The sequence below is a fragment of the Hahella chejuensis KCTC 2396 genome (genome assembly GCF_000012985.1).
GTDB lineage: Bacteria > Pseudomonadota > Gammaproteobacteria > Pseudomonadales > Oleiphilaceae > Hahella > Hahella chejuensis.
Window position 1 is genome coordinate 6,621,551 of record NC_007645.1, and the last position, 23,247, is coordinate 6,644,797.

A 23,247-nucleotide genomic window follows, 5' to 3' on the forward strand; every position below is an offset into this window, starting at 1 on the left:
TCATTTTTCCGCTATGATTTCGCCTGATTAAACGAAGATAATGCCTCTCTGATCTCTCATCCTGACGCCCAGATTTACATGTCGCCAAACGCATTTTCCGGAATCGCCGCATTCACCTCGCCGCTTCATCGCATCGGCGTCCGCATCATGATCGCCTCTCTTTTTCTCTGGTTATTCAAACCTGTTCTAGCCTGGGTATGGAAGCAAATGCTGACGCCGGAGAACGAATTCCATGTCATCGCCTGCCTGTTATTGGCGGGCGTGGCCATCCACGCTTACCGGAGAAGTCCTCCCGCACACCGCGAGCTGAGGTTTCAATGGAGCGCACTCGCCTTCGCCCTGCTGGCGGCGAGTTGTCTGGCTTACCTTCTCAATGAATACATCACCGGTATCCACATTTTTTCCGCCACGCTGATGGCGACCGCCTGCTACGGCATGCTCGGCCTCTATGTCGCCCCCGCCCTCTGGCGCAGCGCGTTGATACCCTGCGCGCTGTTGATATTCGCATTGCCTTTCGAAGGCTATCTCGATATCTACCTTGGCTTTCCCCTGCGCTTACTGTGCGCCGACCTTGCTGGCGACTTACTCTCAGCGCTGGGCGTTCCGCCCCTGTCCAATGAGTCCATCATCCTGATTGAAAACAAGGCGGCGGTGGTGGATCTGGCTTGTAGTGGTCTCAAAGGAATCTGGGCGGGCATGATCTTTTTTCTCCTGCTCACCTGGCTGGAGCGCAAAGCGCTGTCCTGGCGCTGGTTAGCCGTCCTGATGCTGTTTATCTGCGCGCTGATATTTTTCAATGCATTGCGCATTACTGCACTGGTGTATACGGATCTGGCGCTGAATGCGCCGCAGGCCGCGGACCACATTCATACGGCCCTGGGCGCGTTAGGATTTGTGCTGTCCTGCGCCCTGGCCTGGCTCGCGCTGACGCTGGCGCCGTCGCGACATGAGCCCACGCACTCTGCTGAGAAGAGGGTCCCTTCGCCCTCTATGCCGGCAAGCCAGTCAAACTGGCGGCGTAAGGAAGAGTTAGGCATCCTTGGCGTCTTGCTCCTGGCGCTCATCAGCTATACGCCTCATCCCAAACCTGCGCTCGCCGCAGAGGCGATCGAGCTGCCTCCGCCGCCGCAATTCAGCGCGCAAGTTGCATCTTTATCCGATATTGAAGCGGGCTTTTTTAACCGTAACGCCGCCACCGCCCGCAAGTACTTGTTCACGTGGCGCGATATGCAGGGCAGTCTGATCCTGGTGCACAGCCGTTACTGGAAGGCCCAGCACGATCCGCGCAACTGCTATCAATCCCAAGGCGTCAGCATCGACGATGAGAAGACCTGGGTGCTGCCGGATCACAGCGAGATCAAATATCTGCGCCTCGACCAGGGCGCCCGTTCCGCATTCTATTGGTTCCAGTCCGCCGACAGGCAAACTGCGGATTATTCCTCCCGCGTATTTTCCGCCTGGAGCGAACCGGAACAATCCTGGGTGATGGTCTCCGTCGCCTGGAACAGCATGATTTCCCCCGACCTTGCGGCGCAGGCGACTGCTCTGCTGCGACAACATGTTCAACACATCCTGACCGGCGCTGAACGGAGCGACAATGGAAAATAAGAAGTTACCTGGGTGGCTGGCGGTTTGCTGCTACCTTTTATTCTGGTTCTGGAACCTGACCTACGCCGTTCTTACAGGCGTTCTAATCGTTCCTTTTTTTACGCTGCCCGCTATTAGCGGCGCATTCATCGGCCTGCACAGTTGGATGACGGCGGTGTTTTCCATCCTGTTGGTGGCGATACCCGCGCTCTGTATCGGGTTGGGGTTAACGCGTTTCCGGAAAAATCCCACCGCGCTGATCAAACTGTTTTACGGCGTGGAGATGCCGATTATCTTCATTATGCTGAGCACGCTATTCCTGTTGCGCGAGCTGAACCCGGGCGTCACGCATGTGCTGATCAATATACTCATCGCCCTATTCGCCTATCTCGCCTGTCTATGGGGCGGCGTCAATACCCGTTTCCCCATGTGGCTGAGACTCAGTCTCGCCATGACCATGCTGTTGACCGGTCTATATTGCGCGTTGCTGCTCGCGCAGTTCTTTATCCCCGCCACGGCGGGCTTCTTCGAATTACTGGGAGAGATCGAACTACGCCACTTGGGTGACATTTTTAACTATCTACTCTTCCTGGTAGCGCTGATATGTGGCCTGTCGACTTGCGTGGTCTTTCTGGCGCTCCCCTTCGTTCTTACTTTCCTCTATATCCGCGAGTTTCTGCGCGAGTGGCGCATCGCGGACGCCAGCCTCGGGCGCGCCAAGGCGGGCGCCGTCGCAGCGGGGATACTGGCGTTGAACGCCCTGTTATTCGCCGTATTGAACCAACAGCCGCAACAGGAAACGTTCGAACGCATGGCGTTCCTGGATCAGCGTTTCCAACCTGGCGAGACGATCCCCAGTATTCCACGGGAAGAACACGACGCCTTGCGCAAAGGACTGATCAACGCCTATCTGGCGCCCTATCGTTATCTGTCGACCACAGAGAGAAACGGTGCGGTGTTTAACGCTTATCTGGGCGCTTTTGACTCCGCGGACCACTCTCTGGCGAAAGGATCGCAAGCCATCTTCAACTTTCTGGCGACGCCTTTTCTCTACGACGGAGCCTACTTCCGTGAGGACAAAGAACGCGCCGCCCGGTATTACCGGGCGTTCTTTGATCAGCCCATCGAGAAAGGAGAGCCGGAAGCGATTTTACACGCCATCCAAGCCACCTTCGATCAAGGTCAGCCTGTTGCGGGTCTGCTTGATGTGTTAAACCGATATGTGTTGATCACCAATATGGCGATCACTGTCGAGCCACAGGGTGACAACGCGCGCATTCGCATCGTGCAGACTCTGGAAAACCAGACCTACAACAACCATGAAGTCACCTTTCATTTCAGCCTGCCGGAAGAAGCGGCGCTCACAGGTTTATGGCTGAGCGACGACGCCAAGGATCTGGATAAGTTCGCCTACGCCCTGGCGCCTCGCGGCGCGGCGCAACAGGTTTACAATGACGAAGTGCAACAGCGCATTGATCCCTCTTTGCTGGAGCAGGTCGGCCCTCGTCAGTATCGCTTGCGCGCGTTTCCCGTTCCGCCTCGTAGAGCCAATTACAACCGCTCCATGGGCCTGCTACTGGGTACGGACTACGAGGTCGACCCCATGTATTTGACCTTTGAATACAAAACCACCATAAACGACCAAGGCGCCTGGCCGTTGCCTCAACTATTGGAAAAGCGCAACGCCTATTGGAGCGATCAAACTCAACGTACTTTGAACGACCAGCCACTCCAAACTGAAAAAGATGCATGGCTTCCCATTACCGCGCAGATGTCAGCGGCCGCCCCGCGCAAGCAACATGACGCCGTCGTCGCTGGCCAGCGCGTTCGCGCCGTTCCCCGCACCGGCGCCGATGCGCAATGGGACATACAGAAATCGACAACGCCGTACGCCATTCTTATCGATGGCTCCTACAGCATGGGCGAGCAGGCCGGGAATGTGACGACAGCTTTGAAACAACTACAGCAGCTCGATGTCGCCCACGAAATTTTTCTGTGCCGCGAGCGCTGCCAGTCCATTACAGCGCCGCCGTCAGCCGACGAATTTTATGGCGATAGTCTGCCCATGAACCAGTTAGCCGCCTGGCGCAGAAAGGTGAAACAGAACTATGACGCGGTTGTGCTGCTGACTGACGCCGGCAGTTATGAATTGGAATCCCAGTTCACGCTCAAAGCCGACCAGATGCCGCCAGTATGGCTGGTTCACCTAGGCGAAACCCTCGCTTACGCCTACCACGACAAAACACTGGATTTGCTCAAACAAAGCCATGGCGGCGTAGCGCTATCGCTTCAGGAAGCGATAGCCGCGCATCAGTTCAGACAGAAGCGCGCGACTGACACTGGCTTATTCGCCGTTACCCAGCATTACCTGTGGTATGCAGAGGCAGGCGCAGACGCTGAAGCCGTCCTGAGCAACGCAAAAACCGAAGCAGACTTCTTCTCCGCTATCGCCGCGCGCCGCTGGCTGGAGTATCTGGCGCAGACTCGCGATGTATCCGACGTTAAAGTGCTGGATGAACTCCACGCCATCGCCAAAGCCGAACACCTGGTGACGGACTACTCCTCCATGATCGTACTGGTGGAAGAGCGCCAGAAAAAAGCGCTGGAGGAAGCGGAACAAAAGGCGGATCGGTTCGATCGCGAAGTGGAGACCGGACAGGAAACCTTCAGTGCGCCCATGGATATGTTCAGCGCCTCCCCCGTCCCTGAGCCGGAAGAATGGATACTGCTGGGACTGGCAGGGTTGATGTTGGGCTTCGCCGTCCTGAATCGCAAACGCAGGCTGGCGATGCAGCCCGCCTGTATCTAAAACGAAAACGCCCGGGTCACCCGGGCGTTTTCTTATGCGTCGAATCAAGTCTTGTTCGATCAGTACGGCAGCAACATGCCAATGCCAAACAACAAACCAATCACGACAATCAATACCAGCAGTGAAATTCCAAACGCCACCCAATTCGAAATCATGGCGCCGCCGTTCTCCATGTGATGCTCGACATCATCCCCTTGGTATTTTTTGGCGATCTGCATCATCGCCACCAATTGCACTACCGTGAACACTACATTGACGCCAGGAATATCCGGTACAAAGAACGCCAGTCCAAAGATCACCACCAACGCTAAAAATGAAAACACCAAAGCGTTGCGGGCCATATCTTCCCGGCCAAGCTGCTTGAAATTGTGAGAGAGAATAATGCCGCCGGCCAAGATAGTGCCAAAGAAAGTCGCCAGGCCTACGGCGGGCAGCTTATACAGGCGGTAATCGCCAACGGGCTTCCGACCGCTGCGGCTGTCAATAAGGGAGGATTCCGGGGTTTTATATACTTCTTCCATTATCTGCTCCAAAACTCTATGCATGAAAAGGTTGACGCTGGGAGCAATGGAGGACGACGTCCATTGCGCGCCAAAGAAATGAAAGCGATGAAAAAGGCGAAAACCCGTCGCGGGAAAATAAAAACTCCCCAATCAAAGAGGCCAAGTTAAAAAAACCCGGCCGAGGCCGGGCGCAAGTAAGGGTAGGTCAACCCAGGAGTAACCAGACGCCGACAACGATCAACCCGCCGCCGAACAAAAAAGCCTGCACTTGCTGGCCCAGTCCGCCCGCCAGGCCTTTCACCAGCACCGCGCCGGCGGCGATCCAGGCCAAATGCGTGCATACATTCAAAAGCGCCAGCATGGCCGCCAGCCACAACGCCCGTTCCGTTGCGTCTTCCCCCTGCGCGCCGAACAGGGAGAACATCAGCACAACCATGATCCAGCCCTTCGCGTTAAGCAGTTGGATAATCAGGCCATCGCGAAAACCCAGGACCTTGGGTTGCGCCGTCTCTCTGGACAATGCCGGACGGAAAAAACAGTAACCCAGATAAAACAGGTAGCAGGCCCCGGCGGTCCGCATAATGCTGTAACACTGGGGGTACTCCTGCATCACCGCTCCCAGGCCAAAGCCCACCAGCAGCGACTTGAGGACAAACACCAGATCAATGCCCGCCATCAAGGGCAGTGAGCGCTTGACGCCTAATTGCGCGCCGGATGCGGCGAACACGACATTGGCGGGACCAGGACTGAATACGAGGGGAAACATGACGGCCAGCCAGGCCGCGACAAAGCTTAACGACATAGGTTTACTTCCTGCATTGACTCCAAAGCCGACCTCCACCGTTTTGTGAAGCGGCCAACAACGGGATCTAATCTATGACGAAAGGACTTTGTGGTTCTTGTATGAAATTGCGCTTGGCGAAACGGCCGGGAGTCACGCCATATACGCGTTTGAAATTACGATGCAGATGGCTTTGATCGAAGAAGCCGCACTCCAGCGCCGCCGTCAGCGGCTCCATGCCGCTTTCCAACAGCCGCTTGGCTTCACGGGTTTTCAGCAATATCAGGAATTGGTGAGGGGTCAGCGCAAAGCGCTGCTTGAAGGCGCGAATCAGCTGAAAGCGACTCATGCCGGTCAATCCCGCCAACTCTTCCAGGGCGACATTGCGACGCCAGTTGTCGTGCAGATAGTCGCGAATTCGCAGGCAGCCTTGCAGATCCTGGGCGCCTTTCGTCTCTACTTCGCCGCCATCGCCATGGCGCTGGAAAAGCTGATGCAGCGCCGCCGTCAGCAACGAGTCCTGAGCCAGAGAAAAACTCTCCGCCTCCAGCGCCTGGTGCAATTCCAGCAGTAAGGAGAAAGTCGCGGGATCGTCAATCACCGGGCCGCGTAAAAACGGAGCGAAACCATTGCGGTTCTCGCGCAATGTCTCCCGCAGTATCGCTTCCTCGAAATAAAACATACGATAGCGCCAGCCGCCTTCGCTGGCGGCGAAACCGGTATGCGGCTCGGCGGGGTTGATGGCGACAATCTGGCCGCGGGGAATCACCGCCTTGCCGCCGCGATAATCCAACCCCTCAGCGCCCTGCAGAATAACGCCGACGGCAAGCTGGTCGTGCCAGTGCTTACTGAATGAGAAATGGTTGAAGGCGGCGGACAGCAGCTCTACGCCCTGCACCCGGGAACTCTCCCACAAGCGAGAGTATTCTTTCACTTGGGCGCCTTATTGCGACGGGACAAGGCGTCGTAAATCACACCGGCAATCGCGCCGCACGCCAAAGCGCCGGCCAACGCGTAAATGCCCAGCAACAGATACATCAAGCCTCCCCCCGCCACGCTGGCCGCCGCCGAGGCGCCGCGCTTCCAGGCGGGAGCGATAAAGGTGGCGGCGACCACGGCGCAGGCGCTCACCAGCCCGGCGCAGACAAACCTCACCTGTGCCGGCCATGCGTCCCAGCCTTCCGCCAGACAATCGCCGCCGCCATACATTTCAGCATCACATCCCCACTCAACGCGCAGATTGTAGTAGATGAGCGCCAGCAACGCGCCATAGAGAACGCCGGCCACCCAGGCCAACGGAGTACAGAGAATGCGGACAATAGCAGTAGCGTTCACAACACATCCTTTTCAGGCAGGTCCTTTCGACGCTTATTAATCAGGCAGACAAATAGCTTCCTTCTATTTGTCTGCAACGACAGGGCCTACACAGGTCAGGCCTTGTCTCCCGCGGCTAACAGCCGCGCAGGCGCATCCATGCGCCTGATGATTAACATGCCAATATCATTGCCATATTAATAACGCTCCAAGGTTAAGTTTGCTAAAGATGTAAATCTCCGGCGGCAAAGTCAATACGCGCCCGCCACGCCGGTCGTCATTCACTGGGCGCGAGATAATAACGCGCAACAAACTCTACCCGCTGTCCGGCTTGTCTCCATCCGCTTTTATTCCTCTGGCGATCTGCGTTTACCCGCTCTAAGAGGATGAAAATCCGGGATATTTGGCGCAGAATGCTGTGCAGTAACCCAGGCGCAGGAGTTCGCGCCGCCGCATTCCACGGAACACTGCAAGAGGCTCATTGTGCAACTGAATAAAATTCCCGCCACGGTCGTCACCGGATTTCTCGGCAGCGGCAAAACCACTTTATTGTCCAATCTGTTGAAACAAGCCAACGGCAAGCGCATCGCCGTCATCGTCAATGAGTTCGGCGAGCTGGATATCGACGCCGATCTGCTGCGCAACTGCCCTCTGGATTGCGACGACAACGCCGCCACGCAAACGGATTCCGGCATTTACGAACTCGCCAACGGCTGTATCTGCTGCACGGTGGAAGAAGAGTTCCTGCCGGTAATGCAGAAGCTGGTGGAGCGCCGCGACCAGATCGACCACATTCTGATAGAGACCTCCGGTCTGGCGCTGCCCAAGCCATTGGTGCAGGCGTTCAACTGGCCCGACATCAAGCAGTTCTGCACCGTGGACGCAGTCATCACTGTGGTGGACGGTCCCGCTGTCGCCGCAGGCCGCTTCGCGCATGATCCGGAACGGGTGGAGCAACAGCGTCTCGCGGACGACAGTCTGGATCACAACCCCAGCCTGCGGGAGCTGCTGGACGACCAGCTCAGCTCGGCGGATCTGGTGGTCATCAGCAAAAGCGACTGCCTTGACGAAGACGGCCGCGCGCAAGCGCTGCAGCAAGTACAGGCGAAGCTGCCGGAGCGGGTGAAAACCCTGTTCGTCGCCAATGGCGAGGTGGACTCACAAGTGTTGATCGGCCTGGAAGCGGCGACGGAAGAGCGCATCGAAGCCATTCACACCCATCATGATCATCACCATGATCACGGTCATCACCACCGCCATGCCCATGACGATTTCGACTCCTGCGTGATTACGCTGGGCGCCGTGGACAGCGACAAGCTCCTGGCGATTACCCGCGACCTCATCAGCGCCAACACGATCTATCGGGTCAAAGGCTTCGTCGCCAACGGCGATAAGCCCATGCGCCAAGTGGTGCAAGCGGTGGGCGACCGCATCGCTCATTACTTTGATCGCCTGTGGGGCGCGGACGAAGACCGTAAAACCCGTCTGGTGTTCATCGGCCAGGGCATCGACGCCTCCGCCCTGCGCGACACCCTGAGCGCAGCGGAACTCTGATTCCATGCATCTGCTGGCGGCGCAACCGGGTGGTTTCAATGACGGCGAAGGCATCGTCGATCTGCAACAGACGCCCGCGGATCTGGTGATTCTCACTGCGGCGGACGGCGCGCTTGCGCTGCTCGCCCAGGTGGCGGAGACGCTGCCGGATGATTATCCCAGCCTGCGCCTCGCCAACTGGATGCACCTGAGCAAGCCGGCGGCTTTCGACCTCTATCGGGACCAGGTCCTGGACCACGCCAAAGTCGTGGTGCTGTCGCTGCTCGGCGGCGCGTCTTATTGGCCCTATGGACTGGAACAATTGCAGGACTGGGCGCGGCGTCCAGGACGCACATTGATTGTGGTTCCTGGCGATGACGGCGAAGACCAGCAACTGCTGAACGGCGGCAACGTCGACGCCGCCTGCGCCCATCGCGTCTGGCGCTATTTGCGGGAAGGCGGTCGCGGCAACAGTCAGCAGCTGTTTCGCTATCTTGCGACGCGTTTTTTCGATTGGAAACTGCCCTGGCTTGAGCCGCAGGTTATCCCGCGCACGTTGATCTATCATCCGCACATCGCCGACGCCACCCTGCAGGACTGGCGCGATGAGTGGCGCGCGGACCAGCCCACCGTCCTGCTGTTGTTTTATCGCAGCCACCTGCAGGAAGCCAACACCGCGATGTTCGACGGGCTGATTCGCGTACTGCAGGAACAGGGTTTGAACCCACTGCCGCTGGCGGTGGCCTCCTTGAAAGAGGCCGCCTGCCTGGAAACGGTAGATCTGCTGTGCCAGCGCAGCGCGGCTACAGTGATTCTCAACACCACCGCTTTCGCGCTGCAAAACACCGGCAACGCATCTCTCTCATCAACGCCCACTGACTATACCCATCCACTGAGTGTCGACGTTCCTATTTTGCAGGTGATTCTGGCTTCCAGCAGTGAAGCGGACTGGCGCGAGCAAAGCGGCGGCCTGCGTTCCCGGGATATCGCCATGCATATCGCCCTGCCGGAACTGGACGGCCGGGTCATCACCCGCGCCGTGGGATTCAAAGACTCCGATCACTACAGCGAACGCTGTCAGCTGAATGTGGTTCGCTACGCGTTACAGGAAGAGCGCGCCCGCTTCGTCGCCGAACTGGCGCTGCGTTGGAGCCGCCTGAACGCGAAGCCCAACGCCCACAAACGTATCGCCCTGGTGCTGGCCAACTACCCCACCCGGGACGGCCGCATCGGCAACGGCGTCGGCCTGGACACGCCGCGCTCCACGTTAAACCTGCTACGCGGCATGCAGGCGGCGGGATACCCAGTGATGGATATTCCCGAAAACTCCGCGGCGCTGATCGAACTGTTGCAGTCATCCATCACCAATAACCCAGATACCCTTGAGCTGTTGCCCTGCCAGCAAAGCATGGCCCTGGCGGATTACGAAGCCTGCTTCAATCGCCTGCCGGAGCGCTGTCGACAGGCTGTACTGGAGCGCTGGGGCGCGCCACAGCAAGATCCCAAATGTCGCGCCGGCAGGTTGATGCTGTCCGGCGTCCGCCTGGGGGAAACCTTCGTCGGCATTCAGCCTGCGCGGGGCTATAACATGGATCTCGCCGCTAATTACCATGATCCCGACCTGATCCCACCTCACAGCTACCTGGCTTTCTATTTCTGGCTGCGCCACGCTTATGAGGTCGACGCCATCGTGCATGTAGGCAAGCACGGCAATCTGGAATGGCTGCCGGGCAAAGGCGTGGCCCTGTCAGAGCAGTGCTGGCCGGACATTGCTCTTGGCCCCATGCCCCATATCTATCCCTTTATCGTCAATGATCCCGGTGAAGGCGCGCAGGCCAAACGACGCGCCCAGGCGGTGATCATCGACCATCTGATGCCGCCCATGACCCGGGCGGAAGTCTATGGCGAGCTGGCGGAACTGGAGCGCATGGTGGATGAGTATTATCAGGCCATGGGCCTGGATGCGCGTCGAGAAAATCACCTGCGCCGAGAAATTCTACAAAAAGCCCGCAGCGCCCATGTGCTAACGGAACTGCCCCAGGCAGGCGCGGATTCGGACGATAACGCCGTACTGCAGGAACTGGACACTTACCTCTGCGACATCAAAGAAGCGCAGATCCGCGATGGCCTGCATTGTCTGGGAGAACTGCCGGAGCCTATGCAGATGCGCGACACCCTGACGGCGCTGGTGCGACTGCCGCGTGGTGAACAACCTGAAGATCGCGGCCTGTTGCATGCGTTGGCGGCGGATCTGCATATGACCGCCAACGGCGCGGACGAATTCGATCCCTTGCAACCGCAACCCCGCCTCTGGCTGGGCGCACGACCGCAGCCTCTGGTCGCGCTGTTGCAGTCAGTCTGGCGTACGGAGCAGCATACGCGGGAACGTCTGGAGATTTATGCGCAACAACTGGTTGAGCAGTATGTGCTGAGCGATGCGCCGTTAATCGAGCTGCGCGACAGCCTGCCCAGCGCCAGCGCCCTGCTAGCCTATCTGCAGGCTGTACTGAAGCCTGCTTTGCAACGTAGCGCCGATAACGAGATTCAACACAGCCTGCGCGCGCTGGCGGGACGCTTTGTGCCCCCCGGCCCCAGCGGCGCGCCCACGCGCGGACGTCTGGACACACTTCCCACCGGGCGTAATTTCTATGCCGTGGACAGCCGCGCGATTCCGTCCAAAACCGCCTGGGAACTGGGTCAGGCGTCAGCGGAGAAAGTAGTGCTGCGCCACCTGCAGGAGCACGGCGACTACCCCAGGCAAATCGGTCTGTCGGTCTGGGGCACCGCCACCATGCGCACCGGCGGCGACGATATCGCGCAAGCCTTCGCTCTGATGGGCGTGAAACCGGTCTGGGCGCCCGGCTCTCACCGTGTGGTGGACTTCGAAATCATACCGGCGTTCTATCTAAACCGCCCCCGCGTGGACGTGACTCTGCGGGTGTCCGGTTTCTTTCGCGACGCTTTCCCCAATGTCATCAAGCTGTTTGACGCCGCCGTGCAAAAACTGGCGGAACTGGAAGAGCCCGGCGACAGCAATCTCATTCAGCGTCATATACGGGAACGGGAGGCGCAACTGACCGCCGCTGGCGCGTCAGCGCAAGAAGCCAGAAGACAGGCGGGGTTCCGCGTTTTCGGCAGCAAACCCGGCGCCTACGGAGCGGGACTTCAGGGCTTGATCGACGAGCGTTGCTGGGAAACGCCCAACGACCTCGCCCGCGCCTATGTGCAATGGGGCGGCTACGCTTACGGTCAAAATGAAGCAGGAGAAGAAGCCTTCGGCGCGTTCAGCTACCGCCTTGGCCAACTGGAAGTGGTGATGCAAAATCAGGATAACCGGGAGCACGATATCCTGGATTCCGACGATTACTACCAGTTCCAGGGCGGCATGACCAATGCAGTCAGCGTGCTGCGGGGGGATGCGCCCAGCGTCTATCTCAACGATCACAGCAATCCCGCTGCGCCGAAAATACGCACGCTGAAAGAGGAGCTTAACCGGGTCATTCGCTCACGGGTGACCAATCCGAAATGGATCGCCGCCATGCAGCGACACTCTTACAAAGGCGCTTTCGAAATGGCCGCCAGCGTCGACTACCTGTTCGCCTATGACGCCACCACAGGGTTGGTGGACGACTACCAGTACGCCAATGTCAGCGACGCCCTCGCCTTCGACGCCGCCAATCAGGCCTTTATGCGCGAGCACAATCCGCAGGCGTTGCAGGAAATGGCGGAGCGTCTATTGGAAGCCATGCAGCGTGGACTTTGGCAAGAGCCGGGGGATTATCAGGAGCGGATTGAATCGCTGATATTGGAGCTGGATGAGCAGGCGGAGAGAAGTCTGTGAGCAGCAGGCGCGTGCATACGCCTGCTGGATTAATAATCTAGTCGACCTTCTTTTCCATCAATATCAGATTGTCTTTCCTGTCGACCAGGGCGAAGCCGTGACGACGGTACAGATTTTTTGATGGATTACAGACGAAGGTTTTCAGGCGGACGCTGGGCAGTTCGCGCACCCAGGCGGCGGTGAACGCCCTTTGGATGGCCTGGCTGCCAACGCCGAGATTGCGATAGGCGGGCAATACGTGCATGTCGCGTACGATGCAGGCTTCTTCGTCAAACGCCAGACGCAGCACCCCGACTTTTTCTTCGCGATAGAAAATATCGTAATTTTCGTGATCGCCCCAGTATTTCGAAACCCGCTCCGGCGTCCACTCCACCTCATATTTGTTGAAGTACTCCGCCATGCTCTCGCGGATCACCCGCTCAGCGAAGGATTGGTCATCGGATTCTCGGAAGTATACGTCCGTGTTGGCGTTCATAGGGACAAAATACTAGTGTTGTTGCGGTTAATGGGCCGCCGATAATAGCTTTTCTGCGCCTGCAACGCCACCACCCCGGGCTCAGAGCCCTGAAAAATAAAGGGGAAAACGGCTTTTTATCATCTTTACGGTCTAAAACATTACCGCCAATCTAGACTCTACGACCTAATACCTGAACATCGTTTATACAACCATGATTGCAAGAATCACCTGACTCCCAATTCAACACTGGACGATTCGCATTCCTCAGACTCCTCTCTCCGCAGACGCTCTCGCTTGTGATAACGGCCCACCACCCAACTCAACACCACAAACCCCAACAGCGACCACAACAGTTCCCAGCCGTTAAACACCCAGGCGCCGACCAACGCCACCAGACAGTCCGACGCGAACAGCGTCTGCCCGGCCTGCAGGTCATAACGGTGCTCCGCCCAGACCGCAACGATATTCACCCCGCCGAGGGATGCGCCATGACGCATGATCCAGGTCAGCCCCGCGCCGATGAGCCCGCCTGCGATCAGCGCGGCCAGCCATTGCGGCGTCGCCTGCAAGGCGATCAACGCCATCAGTCCGTCGCTCAACAGACTGACAAAAGCGATGGCCGCCAAAGACTTAAAGGTGAATGCGCGCCCCAAGGTAAGCCATGAAAGCACAAAGAAGGGGCAATTCAGCAGGAAAAACAGGCCGCCGAAACTCAAGGGAATCCAGTGCCCGATGATCAACGCCCACCCGGCGACGCCGCTGACCAGCAAGTGCGAACTGTTGAGAAACACCAACCCCAAGGCTACGAGGGCGCAGCCCTCAACGATGGCAAGACCTTTACGCCACTGCACGGACATCTACTGCTCCTGTATGTATGTGAGGATCGCTCAATACGCCGCCGCGTCGATGCCGGGATCGCCGGCGCTGGCGCGGGTTGCATCAAAGGGGGCTTACAGCAATATCCGGACCAGCGCCAATAACCGCGTCAGAGCCATAGGTTTCAAGCGTACAAAAAGCGATCAATACTGTGTCTTAAGGGCTATAATTTATGAATGCGGCGAACAGGTAGACTCCCTCTATTATTTGCTCGCCGCGCCTGCTCAGTCAGGCGTCGCTTTTGCGTTAATTAGCTGTAGGAGGACGAGAAAATGTCTATTGCCTACCGAGTCAGACAGTACCTCAACAATCAACAGATCTCCTATGACGTCACCCACCATGTCTATAGCGAAGGCGCCGTACAGACCGCCATCGCCGCCCATGTGCCCTTTAAGAACATGGCCAAGGCCGTGGTGATGGAGGATCACGAAGGTCGCCATCTCATGGCGGTGCTTCCCGCCATCAACAAAGTTCAGATGAGGAAGCTGGGCGCCCTCGTGCAGCGAGGGTTGAAACTGGCGGATGAGAAATCCCTGTCTTCCTTGTTCGACGATTGCTCCCTCGGCGCCATTCCCGCCGTCGGGCTGGCCTATCAGATGGAGACTATCGTCGATGATGAGCTGCTGCGTTCAGCGGAGCTATATCTGGAGGCGGGCGATCACCGGGATCTGATTCACATGAATCATCAGCAATTCGAAACGCTGGTGCGGGACTGCAAACATGGCGACTTCAGCGCGCCTATCGGCAGCCCCTCCGCCTTTCATATGTTCGGACGTTAATAATATGGCGATGATATTGGCATGTTAATCATCAGGCGCATGGACGGGCCGCGGGAGACAGGGGCAGACCTGTGCAGGCCCTGTCGTTGCAGACAAATAGAAGGAAGCTATTTGTCTGCCTGATTAATAGTGAACCCCGCCCGGGCGCTCAATCCTGCAGCCAGATTAAGTGGTAAGAGCGCCCGTCCGCTTCATAAGCCAGGACGATAAAGTCTCCCTCTTTGGTCAGCTGCACGGGGGTTTCCCGCTGCGTCAACATGGCCGGCCCTACGCCGCCCTCCATCTCCAGCATCCAGTTGGCGCCGTCGAAGTACAGCAGCCCGCTGCCGGTGTAGATGTCACGCAGGCCTTGGTCGTCGTAGGCGTTGAGTTCAACGAAGATCTGATATTGGTCAGCTTTGAGCGCATACAGATCCATGCCGCCCACAAGATGCATCTGTTTGTTGTCGCGCGAGTAACTCATCAACTCATAGCCGCCCGCCGTTAATATAGATGCTTTCGCTTGAATGGAGACCTGCGGCTGACTTTCCGACTGCGCGACATCGGCGATCTGCGTGGACGAGGCGGACATGTTCTCGATCCCCGCCGCCGGCGCAGGCAATTGATTGAATCCATATTGACCGTTCTGGGTCAGCCGGGGCGTCAGCGCGATGCCGACGCCCGCCAGCAGCAACACCAGAGTGGGCGTATTAAAGCTTGCGTAGACGCCGCTCTGGCGTGCTTCCGAGCCATGGTTGGCGAGCTTTCCGCCGAAAAACAACACGACGCCGCTCAACACCAGCACGACGCTGGCGATAGTAATGACCGCATTGAGAGTTTCCATAATCCTCAGCCTGTATATTGTTATTGTCGCGTCAGCGCCTTACTGGAACTCATCGTCATCAGTCAGGCGTCAGACAATTCGCTACTGATAGAGACTCTTGTTGATGTCTTATAAATTAGTCCTTTTTGTGACGCAGTTCAAAAAATAATCACATAGAGCGCCAATAACGACACAAAAACGCGGGGAACGGTTACGAAAGGATTACAAAGAGGCGCTGATTGCGGAGACCTGATCGATCAACGCGATCTGGAACAAAGGCAGCTTACGACCGGGAAAACGGGTGGAGTCGGCATAGCCGATCAGAGTCGCGCCAAAGGTCTGGTAAAAACCGGCGGCGTTAGGGTCGCCCTGAATCATCATCAGGTGATAACCGCATTGATAGGCCCACAGCACCGCATGTTCGATCAGAGCGCGACCGACGCCCTGACGCATGTAGTCCGGGCGCACGAACAACGCGTCCATTTCCGTACATACCGGAGATAACGCGCGCAAAGAATAGAAACCGGCGATTTCACCGCTGCGGGCGACCGCCGTATATACCGTGTGTCGGGACATATAGTCCTCGGAATAAGTCAGCTCCGCCTGGCAGGCGTCCATGAACTCCTGGGAATAACCCCAGACCGCCTTGCTCTCCATGGCGATCTCACTCAATACAACACACTCTTCCGAGAAAGCTCGCCTAATCTTCATTGCCGATACTTCACACCAAACCTTGGCGAATCGTTAGCAAAACAAGCCCCAAGCCGGCCCGTCCGCAGGAAGACGGAGCGGAACGGACCGGCGCAGGCAACTCTTTAATAATTCGGAATATTTTTGAGGGGCCCTTATATTGACACATCCAAGCCCCGGAGTCTTAACAATATTTACGCTTATTTCGCAATCCCGTCGTCAGCGTAGACGGCTGTGGTACGAACGACACCGGACCATTGTGGTCGATCACCCACAGGTTGCCGCCCATATGCGAGAATAACCAACGCACGGAAGCGACATCAGACAGCAGCAGGGTGAACCAATAAGGTTTGATCACCGGCTCAGCGCCCACAAACCTCGGCGTGCGGGCCTCCACCTGAAACATTTCCTGCACATAGGCTTCCAGCCAGACGTCCGGCTCGCTCGACGTTCGTTCCTGTCGATGCTCATGCTCCGAAGCGCGACGCCGCGCAGCGATTTCTTCCGCATGGATTTGCGACGGGCTCCAAGTCGCCTCTTCCGCTTCCCCGATGACAGAAGCCTGCGCCATCCCAACCACCAGCCAAGCGCCCAGAAAACCAAGAACTGTCGCCTTTCGCATAAAAAGCCTCCTCTTACATTCTGCGGCGCTACAACGACTCAACGAAAACTGTTGGGAGTAATTCAAGTTTCATACCAGGAAACCTGAATATCGCGGACAAACTGAAAAAGAAACCAAAAAGAAATATTTTTTCTTTTAAAAACAATAAATTGAATAAAACAAAATCGACAGAAAAGAAGATCAAAGCAGGCTTCAATCCAGGAAAAACAAGAGGAGTCCTAGGCAACGCTTATAAAGCCGTTGCAATAAAGTAACTGAACTTTACGGAGGGGCGCTGGAAACAGCGGAAACGCCCGGCTTAGCCGGGCATCGGGCGGTTGCAATACGGAAACACCGAGGCGATCAAAAGTGTCAGAATCCTTCCAGCACGATTTTGCCGATGGCGGCGTCGCTCTCAATCAGGCTGTGGGCGCGTTTCAGGTTCTCTGCATTGATCTTGCCCAGGTTCTGCTTCAGCGTCGTGCGCACAGCGCCTTCCTCGACCAGTTCCGCCACGCGATTCAACAAGCGGTGCTGCTCAATCATATCTGCGGTTTCATATAAAGAGCGGGTGAACATCATCTCCCAATGCAAAGACAGACTCTTACGTTTCAGGGGCATGATGTCGATCGGCGTGGAAGGATCGTCGATCATGGCCAGCCGCCCCTGCGGCTCCAGCGCCTGAACGATGCTGTCGTAGTGCTTTTCCGTGTGGGTAAGACTCGCTACATGAGTGACGCCGTCAATGCCGATGCGCTGTAGCTCCTCATGCAATGGAAGACGATGATCGATCACATGATGCGCGCCCATGGCCAGGGCCCAATCACGGGTTTCCTGACGCGACGCCGTGCCGATGATCACCGCGTCAGTCAGTTTGCGCGCCAGCTGTAGCATGATGGAGCCCACGCCGCCAGCGGCGCCGACCACTAACAGGCGGACGGGCTCGCCGTTTTCACTGCTTGCTCCCTTCTGGCTGATCTGCAAACGATCAAACAGCATTTCCCAGGCAGTGATAGCGGTTAACGGCAGCGCAGCCGCTTCCGCAAAGCCGAGATTGGATGGCTTACGTCCGACAATACGTTCATCCACCAGATGCAGTTCGCTGTTTGTGCCGGGGCGGGCGATTGAGCCGGCGTAATACACTTCGTCTCCGGGCTTGAACAGGCTGACCTGATCTCCAACAGCTTTCACCACGCCCGCAGCGTCCCAACCAATGACTTTATGGGCGTCGCCTTCCGCGGACATGCTTCGACGCACTTTCACGTCCACAGGGTTGACCGCCACCGCCTTGATCTCCACCAACAGGTCGCGTCCCTGAGGTTGCGGATCAGGCTGGGTGATGTCCAATAGCGATTCTGGATGATCGATGGGTTGCGCTTGCAGATAACCAATAGCTTTCATATTCGTGTTCCTGTGAAGGTGAATTCAGGGCCGTAATGCGGCGATAAGGCATTCTCGTGGATTGACTGTTAACGAAAAACAGCCTATTAGTTGTTTCTTTTTCAAATATTTTTTGAAAATGACCTCCATCAACGACCTTACTGTTTTCCACCAGACCGCTCTGCACGGCAGCCTCACCGCCGCCGCGCGGGAACTGGATATAACTCCCGCCGCCGCCAGCGCCGCCATCAAACGCCTGGAACAAAGCCTGGATACCGCACTGTTTGTGCGCTCCACCCGCAGCCTGCGCCTCACCGGCGAAGGAGAAAGCTTTCTGCAACACTGCCGGGCGGCGCTGAACGCACTCGATACCGGGCGGCGGGAGTTACTGGCGAAGAAAGGCGAAATTGGCGGAACCCTGCGTATCTCCGCGTCTTCAGACTTTGGCCGCAATCTGCTGATGCCCTGGCTGGACGAGTTTCAGACGCAGCACCCAAACCTTGTATTGCGTTTGGAGCTGACAGATCGGGTGGCGGACATCAACCGGGAGAACGTGGATATCGCCCTGCGTTACGGCGCGCCGCCGGACTCCAACCATGTCGCCTTCAATATCGTGCGCACGCGGCGCATCATCTGCGGCTCGCCGGCGTATTTCGAACGCTACGGCGACCCGCTGACGCCGGAAGACCTGCAAAACCATAACTGCCTGTTGTATCTGGTGGATGAGCGCGCCTATGACCAGTGGGGTTTCCATGACGGCGAGCGACGCATCACCGTCAACGTCAATGGCGACCGCATCAGCAATGACGCCGAAGCGGTACACCGCTGGGCCGTCGCCGGCGTGGGTCTGGCCAACAAGTCCATGCTCGACATGTGCCAAGATCTGCTGCACGGCCGCGTCCGCACCACCCTCACCCAATATGCCTGCGCGGAAATCAGCATGTATCTGATCTGTCCCGGTAAAAAACAGGTGACGCCCGCCGCGCTATTGCTGCGGGATTTCTTGCGGGAGAAATGCGCGGCGGCGTTGGCGGCGGTGGAATAGGCATGTTTTTCAGTTCTGATTCAGTTTTATGCTCTGGGAAGCCCTTCGACAAGCTCAGGGCGAACGGCTGATTCCGATTATTGAGACACAGCAGGAACGCAGCCCTTCGACAGGCTCAGGGCGAACGGCTGATTCCGATTATTGAGACGCAGCAGGAACGCAGCCCTTCGACAGGCTCAGGGCGAACGGTTGATCTCGATTATTTCAGTCATCAGGCGGTAAAGTTGAGGCTCCATCTTGCTGCATAAACCGCTAAGCTATAAATAAAAACCGCTTAACCGCCAGGACTTTCTCTCGATGGATACGTAATGAGCCCAATCTCACTTCACCGAGTTTTTCGCTGGTTCTTCGCCGCAACGTCGGGTTGCTGCGCCGCTCAGGTCTTAGCGGAGCAGGAAGCCGGGCTGGTCTGTGAGTATGCGGAGATTCAGCCCGGCGAGGTGGATTTTGATAACCCCAGGGAGCAGTTGCGACAGGAACTGGGCTTAACCATCCCGGAAAATGCGTTGATTGGCGAGGTCTATGTCTTCAACCGGGAGATTTTCGACGCCACTGATCCGGAAGAGGATCACTGGATTTACCGCACCGCCAACGCCCTGCACATTCGCACCCGAGAAGAAACCGCCCGTTATCAGTTGCTGTTCAAAAGCGGCGATCCCTACGACCCGCATATGCTGCAGCAAAGCGAGCGCGCTCTACGGGACAAATCCTACCTGTACAACGCCTGGGTGCGGCCCTTCCGCGTGTGTGGGCGAGTCGTGGATGTCGCCGTGGTCACCCGGGACTTATGGACGCTGCTTCCCGCGCTGGGTTTCAGTCGCAGCGGCGGCGAGAACACCACCGTACTGGGCCTGACCGACGAGAACTTTCTGGGGTATGGCAAACGCCTGGCTTTCAGCCATAAGAAAGATGAATCCCGCACCGGCTTCACCGTTGATTATCAGGACCCCAACCTGCTTGGCTCCCGCTGGTCCTCGCAGCTGACGTTTTCGGAAAACAGCGACGGCTATCGTCGCGCCGCTCAGTTCGTGCGACCTTTCTATAAAGTGGGCGCCAACTGGTCCGGCGGCGTCGGCTACAACCGTGAGCAGTTGACGCAAAAGCTCTATTACCGGGGCGACAGCGTCAGCGAGTTCAAGCAGCGTCTGGAGAATTACAACCTGTTCAGCGGCCATTCCATCGGCGGCGGAGAATTCAGCGATCACCGTCTGCTCTACGGCTATGAATACGCCCATTACGACTTTTCGGAAGAAGCGGGGGAAACGCCCCCCGATCCCTTTCCCGAGGACCGTACCCTCAGTTATCCCTGGATCGGTTACGAGTATCGAGAGGACCTTTACTTTCAGACCTACAACTTCAACCAGATCCAACAGATCGAGGATATTCCCACCGGCCTGCAGCTATATGCGCGTCTGGGCTGGTCGTCGGAATCTTTCGGCGCCAGCGAAGATCAGTGGGTGCTGAAAAGCGGAATCAGCCGCGCGCTGATTGCAGAGCGTCTGCAATTCGCGGACTTTCAATTCGACCAGAGCGGTTACTGGAGCCCTTCGGGAGACCGGCTGGAAAATCTGATCCTGGGCCTGCAGACCCGTTATCTGCGTACTGACTCCAAGCGCAAGAACAGCTGGTACGCCGCGTTGAATCTGGCTTACAGCAAAGACCTCACCTCGGATTTACAGCTGACCTTAGGGGGCGACAACGGACTGCGCGGATACCCGTTACGTTATCAGACCGGAGATCGTAGCTTTCTGCTCACTTTGGAGCGGCGTTATTATTCCAACTGGCATCCGTTCGAACTGTTTCGCCTGGGCGGCGCGGTCTTCGTGGACATGGGGCGGGCGTGGTTTCCCGGTGAGGATAACGGTCCCAACAACGGCGTCCTGCACGATGTCGGGATCGGTCTGCGTCTGACCTCCAGCCGTATCCAGGTGACTCGCGTCCTGCACCTGGATATCGCCGTCCCGCTGGACCGGGACGAAGGCGGCGGAGAGGAAATCGATGGCGTGCAATTCCTCATCCGCGGCCGGCAGACGTTCTGAGCGAGGCTTAGCTGCCGATAACGCCGCCGTCGTCTTTGGTGATGATGACGGTTGCGGCGCGGGGACGGGCGGAACCGCCGTCCGGCCAGTTGCTGGTATAGCTGCCGTCGCCGTTCTTGCTGCCTGGGTGCTGAATATTGACGAACATGGTCTTCAGGTCCGGCGTCGAGGTCACGCCCGTGACTTCGCAATCCACGACTCCGGTGAAGAAACGGCGGATTTCACGGGTGGACGGATCGGCGGCGAGCATCTGATCGTTGCCGAATTCTTCCGTTCCGCCGGTGTCGGTCTGAATCCACAATACGCCGCGCTTGTCGAACCACAAACCGTCCGGGCTGTTGAACTTGTTGCTGTCGTCCAGCGTCACCAGCGCCGCGGTCTCACCTGGCGTCGCCGTCCCGGCGGGGCCGCCCAGCACAAAGATATCCCACTGGAATGCGGTGACGGAACCGCTGTTCTCGCGCCAGCGAATGATATGGCCGTACTGGTTATTGGGGCGTGGGTTCGCCGCATTCACCTGATCTTCGGTGCGTCGGCTGTTATTGGTGAGCGTAAAGTACGCCTCGCCGGTCGTCGGATGCACCGCGCCCCACTCTGGACGATCCATCGGCGTGGCGCCGACGAAATCCGCCGCGGTGCGGGTATTGATCAGAATATCCGCCTGATCCGCAAAGCCATTATCCACCGTCAGGCCGTTGACGCCATGAGACAGCTCCAGCCACTCGCCGCTGCCGTCATCGTTATACTTGGCCACGTATAGCTTGCCGTCGTCCAGCAGCGCGCCGCTGGCGGTGTCCGCATAGTAGGCCTGGTTGGACACGTACTTGTAGATGTATTCGAAACGGGAGTCGTCGCCGGAGTAGCAAACGATGGGTTTGCCCTCTTCCACCAGCCCGAAGATGATGCCTTCATGGCCGAAGCGGCCCAGCGCAGTGCGCTTCTGTGGCGTGGAAGCCGGTTCGAACGGATCGATTTCCACAATCCAGCCATAGGTGTTGGGCTCATTGCGATAGTCGTCCGCAGCGCTGGCGCCTTTGCTGCTGGCGTCGAAACGTTCGTAGACGTCCACCCCCGCCACGGTGTCCCAGCCATAGCGGGAGTTGCTCCCCACGCCGTAACGGGAAAGGTTGCGCGGCTTGGGATCGTCATCGCTCTTGAAGTATCCCGCCCAGTTCTCTTCGCAGGCCAGATAGGTTCCCCAAGGCGTGTGCCCCATGGCGCAGTTGTTCAGCGTGCCGCGGGCCAGCGTTCCGTCGTTGCTGTGCTTAGTGACGGCGTAATCGCTTCCACGCACCGGTCCGCGCAACTCCATGTCGGTAGCGCCGGTCACGCGACGGTTGTACTGGCTGCCATGCACGATATCCCAAACGCCAGCGGTCTTCTTGATATGAATAACGCTGACGCCATGGGCCGCCACTTCTTTGTGCACTTCCGCTTCAGGACGGGCGCCGCCCACTTCGGTCGGGCCGTCTGGATGCAGGAAGTCCGGCTCGATGTATTCGTGGTTCATCACCAGCAAACCTTCTTCCGAGCTGGAGCCGCCTTCTTTGAAATCAATCGGGAAGTAGTGCATGCCGTCGTGGTTCATGCCCACTTGCTGTTCCTGGTCCGCGCCGGTATTGGTTCCGTCGCCCAGATACTCAGGCAGCGCGCCGGTCAGGGGCGTACCCCAGGGAACGAATGGCGTGGCGGTGTAGCCGGCCGCCACTTTCACCTCGTTGGCGACGCTGGTGGCGATAGCGGTGAAGCCCAGCAATGGGCCCTGGTTGTCATCAGGGTCATCGCCGTTGTCATCGCTGCTGCAGCCCACCAGGGACATGCCGAGCATGCCCGCCAGAGCGGCGCTAACGCCGCCCTTGATAACCGTGCGACGGGCGATGCGGGTTTCAAGCACGGAAGCGAAAGGGCGGTTTCCGGAAAAGTTAGTGACTGGATCAATTCCGGAGTTGTCGAATTCGAATTTTTTTATGTTGGACATACTCAAACCTCTTCTCATCAGAGTTCACTTCAGAACGCAGTGGGCCAGAAATACCGGAAAGAGGTGACAGCATGGTTACAAACAGATTTCATTCCTCAACAATCAGTTAAACGCCCTGTCGGCGCGCCGACGAAAAAATGTCGACTTTATGGCGTCCCGCCTGAGTCCGGGCGACATGGGCGACCTCTGCATATACTTATTAATCAGGCAGACAAATAGCTTCCTTCTATTT

The 23,247-nt window shown here is 57.6% G+C and carries 18 protein-coding genes; 7 read left to right on the plus strand and 11 right to left on the minus strand.

Annotated features, from left to right (window positions below):
• Positions 1-78 precede the first annotated feature (78 nt).
• Positions 79-1,608, plus strand: coding sequence for an exosortase O (xrtO, locus tag HCH_RS32800; RefSeq protein WP_011400190.1), 1,530 nt, complete (start codon positions 79-81; stop codon positions 1,606-1,608).
• Positions 1,598-4,396: a TIGR02921 family PEP-CTERM protein gene (locus HCH_RS29315; protein WP_011400191.1), complete on the plus strand. Its 2,799-nt coding sequence runs from the start codon at positions 1,598-1,600 to the stop codon at positions 4,394-4,396. The genes xrtO and HCH_RS29315 overlap by 11 nt, the downstream gene beginning before the upstream one ends.
• Before the next feature lie 59 nt (positions 4,397-4,455).
• On the opposite strand, the gene HCH_RS29320 is transcribed toward HCH_RS29315, so the two are convergent.
• The 4 genes from HCH_RS29320 to HCH_RS29335 all read right to left on the minus strand — a co-directional run bounded on the left by HCH_RS29320 (position 4,456) and on the right by HCH_RS29335 (position 7,015).
• Positions 4,456-4,917 (minus strand): hypothetical protein, encoded by a 462-nt coding sequence (locus HCH_RS29320; protein ID WP_011400192.1) that lies wholly within the window; start codon positions 4,915-4,917, stop codon positions 4,456-4,458.
• Between the two features lie 187 nt (positions 4,918-5,104).
• Positions 5,105-5,701: a LysE family translocator gene (locus HCH_RS29325; RefSeq protein WP_011400193.1), complete on the minus strand. Its 597-nt coding sequence runs from the start codon at positions 5,699-5,701 to the stop codon at positions 5,105-5,107.
• Positions 5,702-5,768: 67 nt separating this feature from the next.
• Positions 5,769-6,614 carry an AraC family transcriptional regulator gene (locus HCH_RS29330; RefSeq protein WP_041599014.1) on the minus strand — a complete coding sequence of 282 codons (846 nt, stop codon included), beginning with the start codon at positions 6,612-6,614 and terminating at the stop codon, positions 5,769-5,771.
• Entirely contained in the window at positions 6,611-7,015 is a 405-nt protein-coding gene (locus HCH_RS29335) for a hypothetical protein (RefSeq protein WP_011400195.1), read from the minus strand. The genes HCH_RS29330 and HCH_RS29335 overlap by 4 nt, the downstream gene beginning before the upstream one ends.
• A 462-nt stretch (positions 7,016-7,477) precedes the next feature.
• Here HCH_RS29335 and cobW point away from each other — a divergent pair, with 462 nt between their 5' ends.
• Both cobW and cobN read left to right on the plus strand, forming a co-directional pair.
• Positions 7,478-8,548, plus strand: a complete 1,071-nt coding sequence (gene cobW / locus HCH_RS29340; RefSeq protein ID WP_011400196.1) for a cobalamin biosynthesis protein CobW — start codon at positions 7,478-7,480, stop codon at positions 8,546-8,548.
• 4 nt (positions 8,549-8,552) lie between these two features.
• Positions 8,553-12,368, plus strand: a complete 3,816-nt coding sequence (cobN, locus tag HCH_RS29345) for a cobaltochelatase subunit CobN (protein ID WP_011400197.1) — start codon at positions 8,553-8,555, stop codon at positions 12,366-12,368.
• Positions 12,369-12,405: 37 nt separating this feature from the next.
• On the opposite strand, the gene HCH_RS29350 is transcribed toward cobN, so the two are convergent.
• Together HCH_RS29350 and HCH_RS29355 are read right to left on the minus strand one after the other, a co-directional pair.
• Positions 12,406-12,843 carry a GNAT family N-acetyltransferase gene (locus HCH_RS29350; RefSeq protein ID WP_011400198.1) on the minus strand — a complete coding sequence of 146 codons (438 nt, stop codon included), beginning with the start codon at positions 12,841-12,843 and terminating at the stop codon, positions 12,406-12,408.
• A gap of 206 nt (positions 12,844-13,049) precedes the next feature.
• Complete coding sequence (locus HCH_RS29355; protein WP_011400199.1) at positions 13,050-13,682, minus strand: YitT family protein; 633 nt, start codon at positions 13,680-13,682, stop codon at positions 13,050-13,052.
• A 291-nt stretch (positions 13,683-13,973) separates the two neighbouring features.
• Between HCH_RS29355 and HCH_RS29360 the strand changes: the two genes are divergently transcribed.
• Complete coding sequence (locus HCH_RS29360; protein WP_011400200.1) at positions 13,974-14,480, plus strand: aminoacyl-tRNA deacylase; 507 nt, start codon at positions 13,974-13,976, stop codon at positions 14,478-14,480.
• Between the two features lie 148 nt (positions 14,481-14,628).
• Here HCH_RS29360 and HCH_RS29365 read toward each other — a convergent pair whose 3' ends face one another.
• The 4 genes from HCH_RS29365 to HCH_RS29380 all read right to left on the minus strand — a co-directional run bounded on the left by HCH_RS29365 (position 14,629) and on the right by HCH_RS29380 (position 17,974).
• Positions 14,629-15,303 carry a hypothetical protein gene (locus HCH_RS29365; RefSeq protein ID WP_011400201.1) on the minus strand — a complete coding sequence of 225 codons (675 nt, stop codon included), beginning with the start codon at positions 15,301-15,303 and terminating at the stop codon, positions 14,629-14,631.
• A gap of 201 nt (positions 15,304-15,504) precedes the next feature.
• On the minus strand, positions 15,505-15,993 hold the full coding sequence (locus HCH_RS29370) for a GNAT family N-acetyltransferase (protein ID WP_011400202.1): 489 nt from the start codon (positions 15,991-15,993) through the stop codon (positions 15,505-15,507).
• Positions 15,994-16,156: 163 nt separating this feature from the next.
• Positions 16,157-16,594, minus strand: coding sequence for a hypothetical protein (locus HCH_RS29375; protein WP_011400203.1), 438 nt, complete (start codon positions 16,592-16,594; stop codon positions 16,157-16,159).
• Between the two features lie 351 nt (positions 16,595-16,945).
• Entirely contained in the window at positions 16,946-17,974 is a 1,029-nt protein-coding gene (locus tag HCH_RS29380) for a zinc-binding alcohol dehydrogenase family protein (RefSeq protein WP_011400205.1), read from the minus strand.
• Positions 17,975-18,092: 118 nt separating this feature from the next.
• Between HCH_RS29380 and HCH_RS29385 the strand changes: the two genes are divergently transcribed.
• Both HCH_RS29385 and HCH_RS29390 read left to right on the plus strand, forming a co-directional pair.
• Positions 18,093-18,998 carry a LysR family transcriptional regulator gene (locus HCH_RS29385; RefSeq protein ID WP_011400206.1) on the plus strand — a complete coding sequence of 302 codons (906 nt, stop codon included), beginning with the start codon at positions 18,093-18,095 and terminating at the stop codon, positions 18,996-18,998.
• Positions 18,999-19,306: 308 nt separating this feature from the next.
• Positions 19,307-21,037 carry a BamA/TamA family outer membrane protein gene (locus HCH_RS29390; protein ID WP_011400208.1) on the plus strand — a complete coding sequence of 577 codons (1,731 nt, stop codon included), beginning with the start codon at positions 19,307-19,309 and terminating at the stop codon, positions 21,035-21,037.
• Between the two features lie 7 nt (positions 21,038-21,044).
• On the opposite strand, the gene HCH_RS29395 is transcribed toward HCH_RS29390, so the two are convergent.
• Positions 21,045-23,015, minus strand: coding sequence for a PhoX family protein (locus HCH_RS29395; protein ID WP_011400209.1), 1,971 nt, complete (start codon positions 23,013-23,015; stop codon positions 21,045-21,047).
• Positions 23,016-23,247 lie beyond the last annotated feature (232 nt).

Bases quoted from the DNA above. Each gene is read 5' to 3' on its own strand.
- HCH_RS29325 (WP_011400193.1), bottom strand. From the start codon at position 5,701: ATGTCGTTAAGCTTTGTCGCGGCCTGGCTGGCCGTCATGTTTCCCCTC.
- HCH_RS29395 (WP_011400209.1), bottom strand. From the start codon at position 23,015: ATGTCCAACATAAAAAAATTCGAATTCGACAACTCCGGAATTGATCCA.
- HCH_RS29320 (WP_011400192.1), bottom strand. From the start codon at position 4,917: ATGGAAGAAGTATATAAAACCCCGGAATCCTCCCTTATTGACAGCCGC.
- HCH_RS29385 (WP_011400206.1), top strand. From the start codon at position 18,093: ATGACCTCCATCAACGACCTTACTGTTTTCCACCAGACCGCTCTGCAC.
- HCH_RS29365 (WP_011400201.1), bottom strand. From the start codon at position 15,303: ATGGAAACTCTCAATGCGGTCATTACTATCGCCAGCGTCGTGCTGGTG.
- HCH_RS29370 (WP_011400202.1), bottom strand. From the start codon at position 15,993: ATGAAGATTAGGCGAGCTTTCTCGGAAGAGTGTGTTGTATTGAGTGAG.
- HCH_RS29390 (WP_011400208.1), top strand. From the start codon at position 19,307: ATGAGCCCAATCTCACTTCACCGAGTTTTTCGCTGGTTCTTCGCCGCA.
- HCH_RS29360 (WP_011400200.1), top strand. From the start codon at position 13,974: ATGTCTATTGCCTACCGAGTCAGACAGTACCTCAACAATCAACAGATC.
- cobN (WP_011400197.1), top strand. From the start codon at position 8,553: ATGCATCTGCTGGCGGCGCAACCGGGTGGTTTCAATGACGGCGAAGGC.
- HCH_RS29315 (WP_011400191.1), top strand. From the start codon at position 1,598: ATGGAAAATAAGAAGTTACCTGGGTGGCTGGCGGTTTGCTGCTACCTT.
- HCH_RS29375 (WP_011400203.1), bottom strand. From the start codon at position 16,594: ATGCGAAAGGCGACAGTTCTTGGTTTTCTGGGCGCTTGGCTGGTGGTT.
- HCH_RS29350 (WP_011400198.1), bottom strand. From the start codon at position 12,843: ATGAACGCCAACACGGACGTATACTTCCGAGAATCCGATGACCAATCC.
- xrtO (WP_011400190.1), top strand. From the start codon at position 79: ATGTCGCCAAACGCATTTTCCGGAATCGCCGCATTCACCTCGCCGCTT.
- HCH_RS29355 (WP_011400199.1), bottom strand. From the start codon at position 13,682: ATGTCCGTGCAGTGGCGTAAAGGTCTTGCCATCGTTGAGGGCTGCGCC.
- HCH_RS29380 (WP_011400205.1), bottom strand. From the start codon at position 17,974: ATGAAAGCTATTGGTTATCTGCAAGCGCAACCCATCGATCATCCAGAA.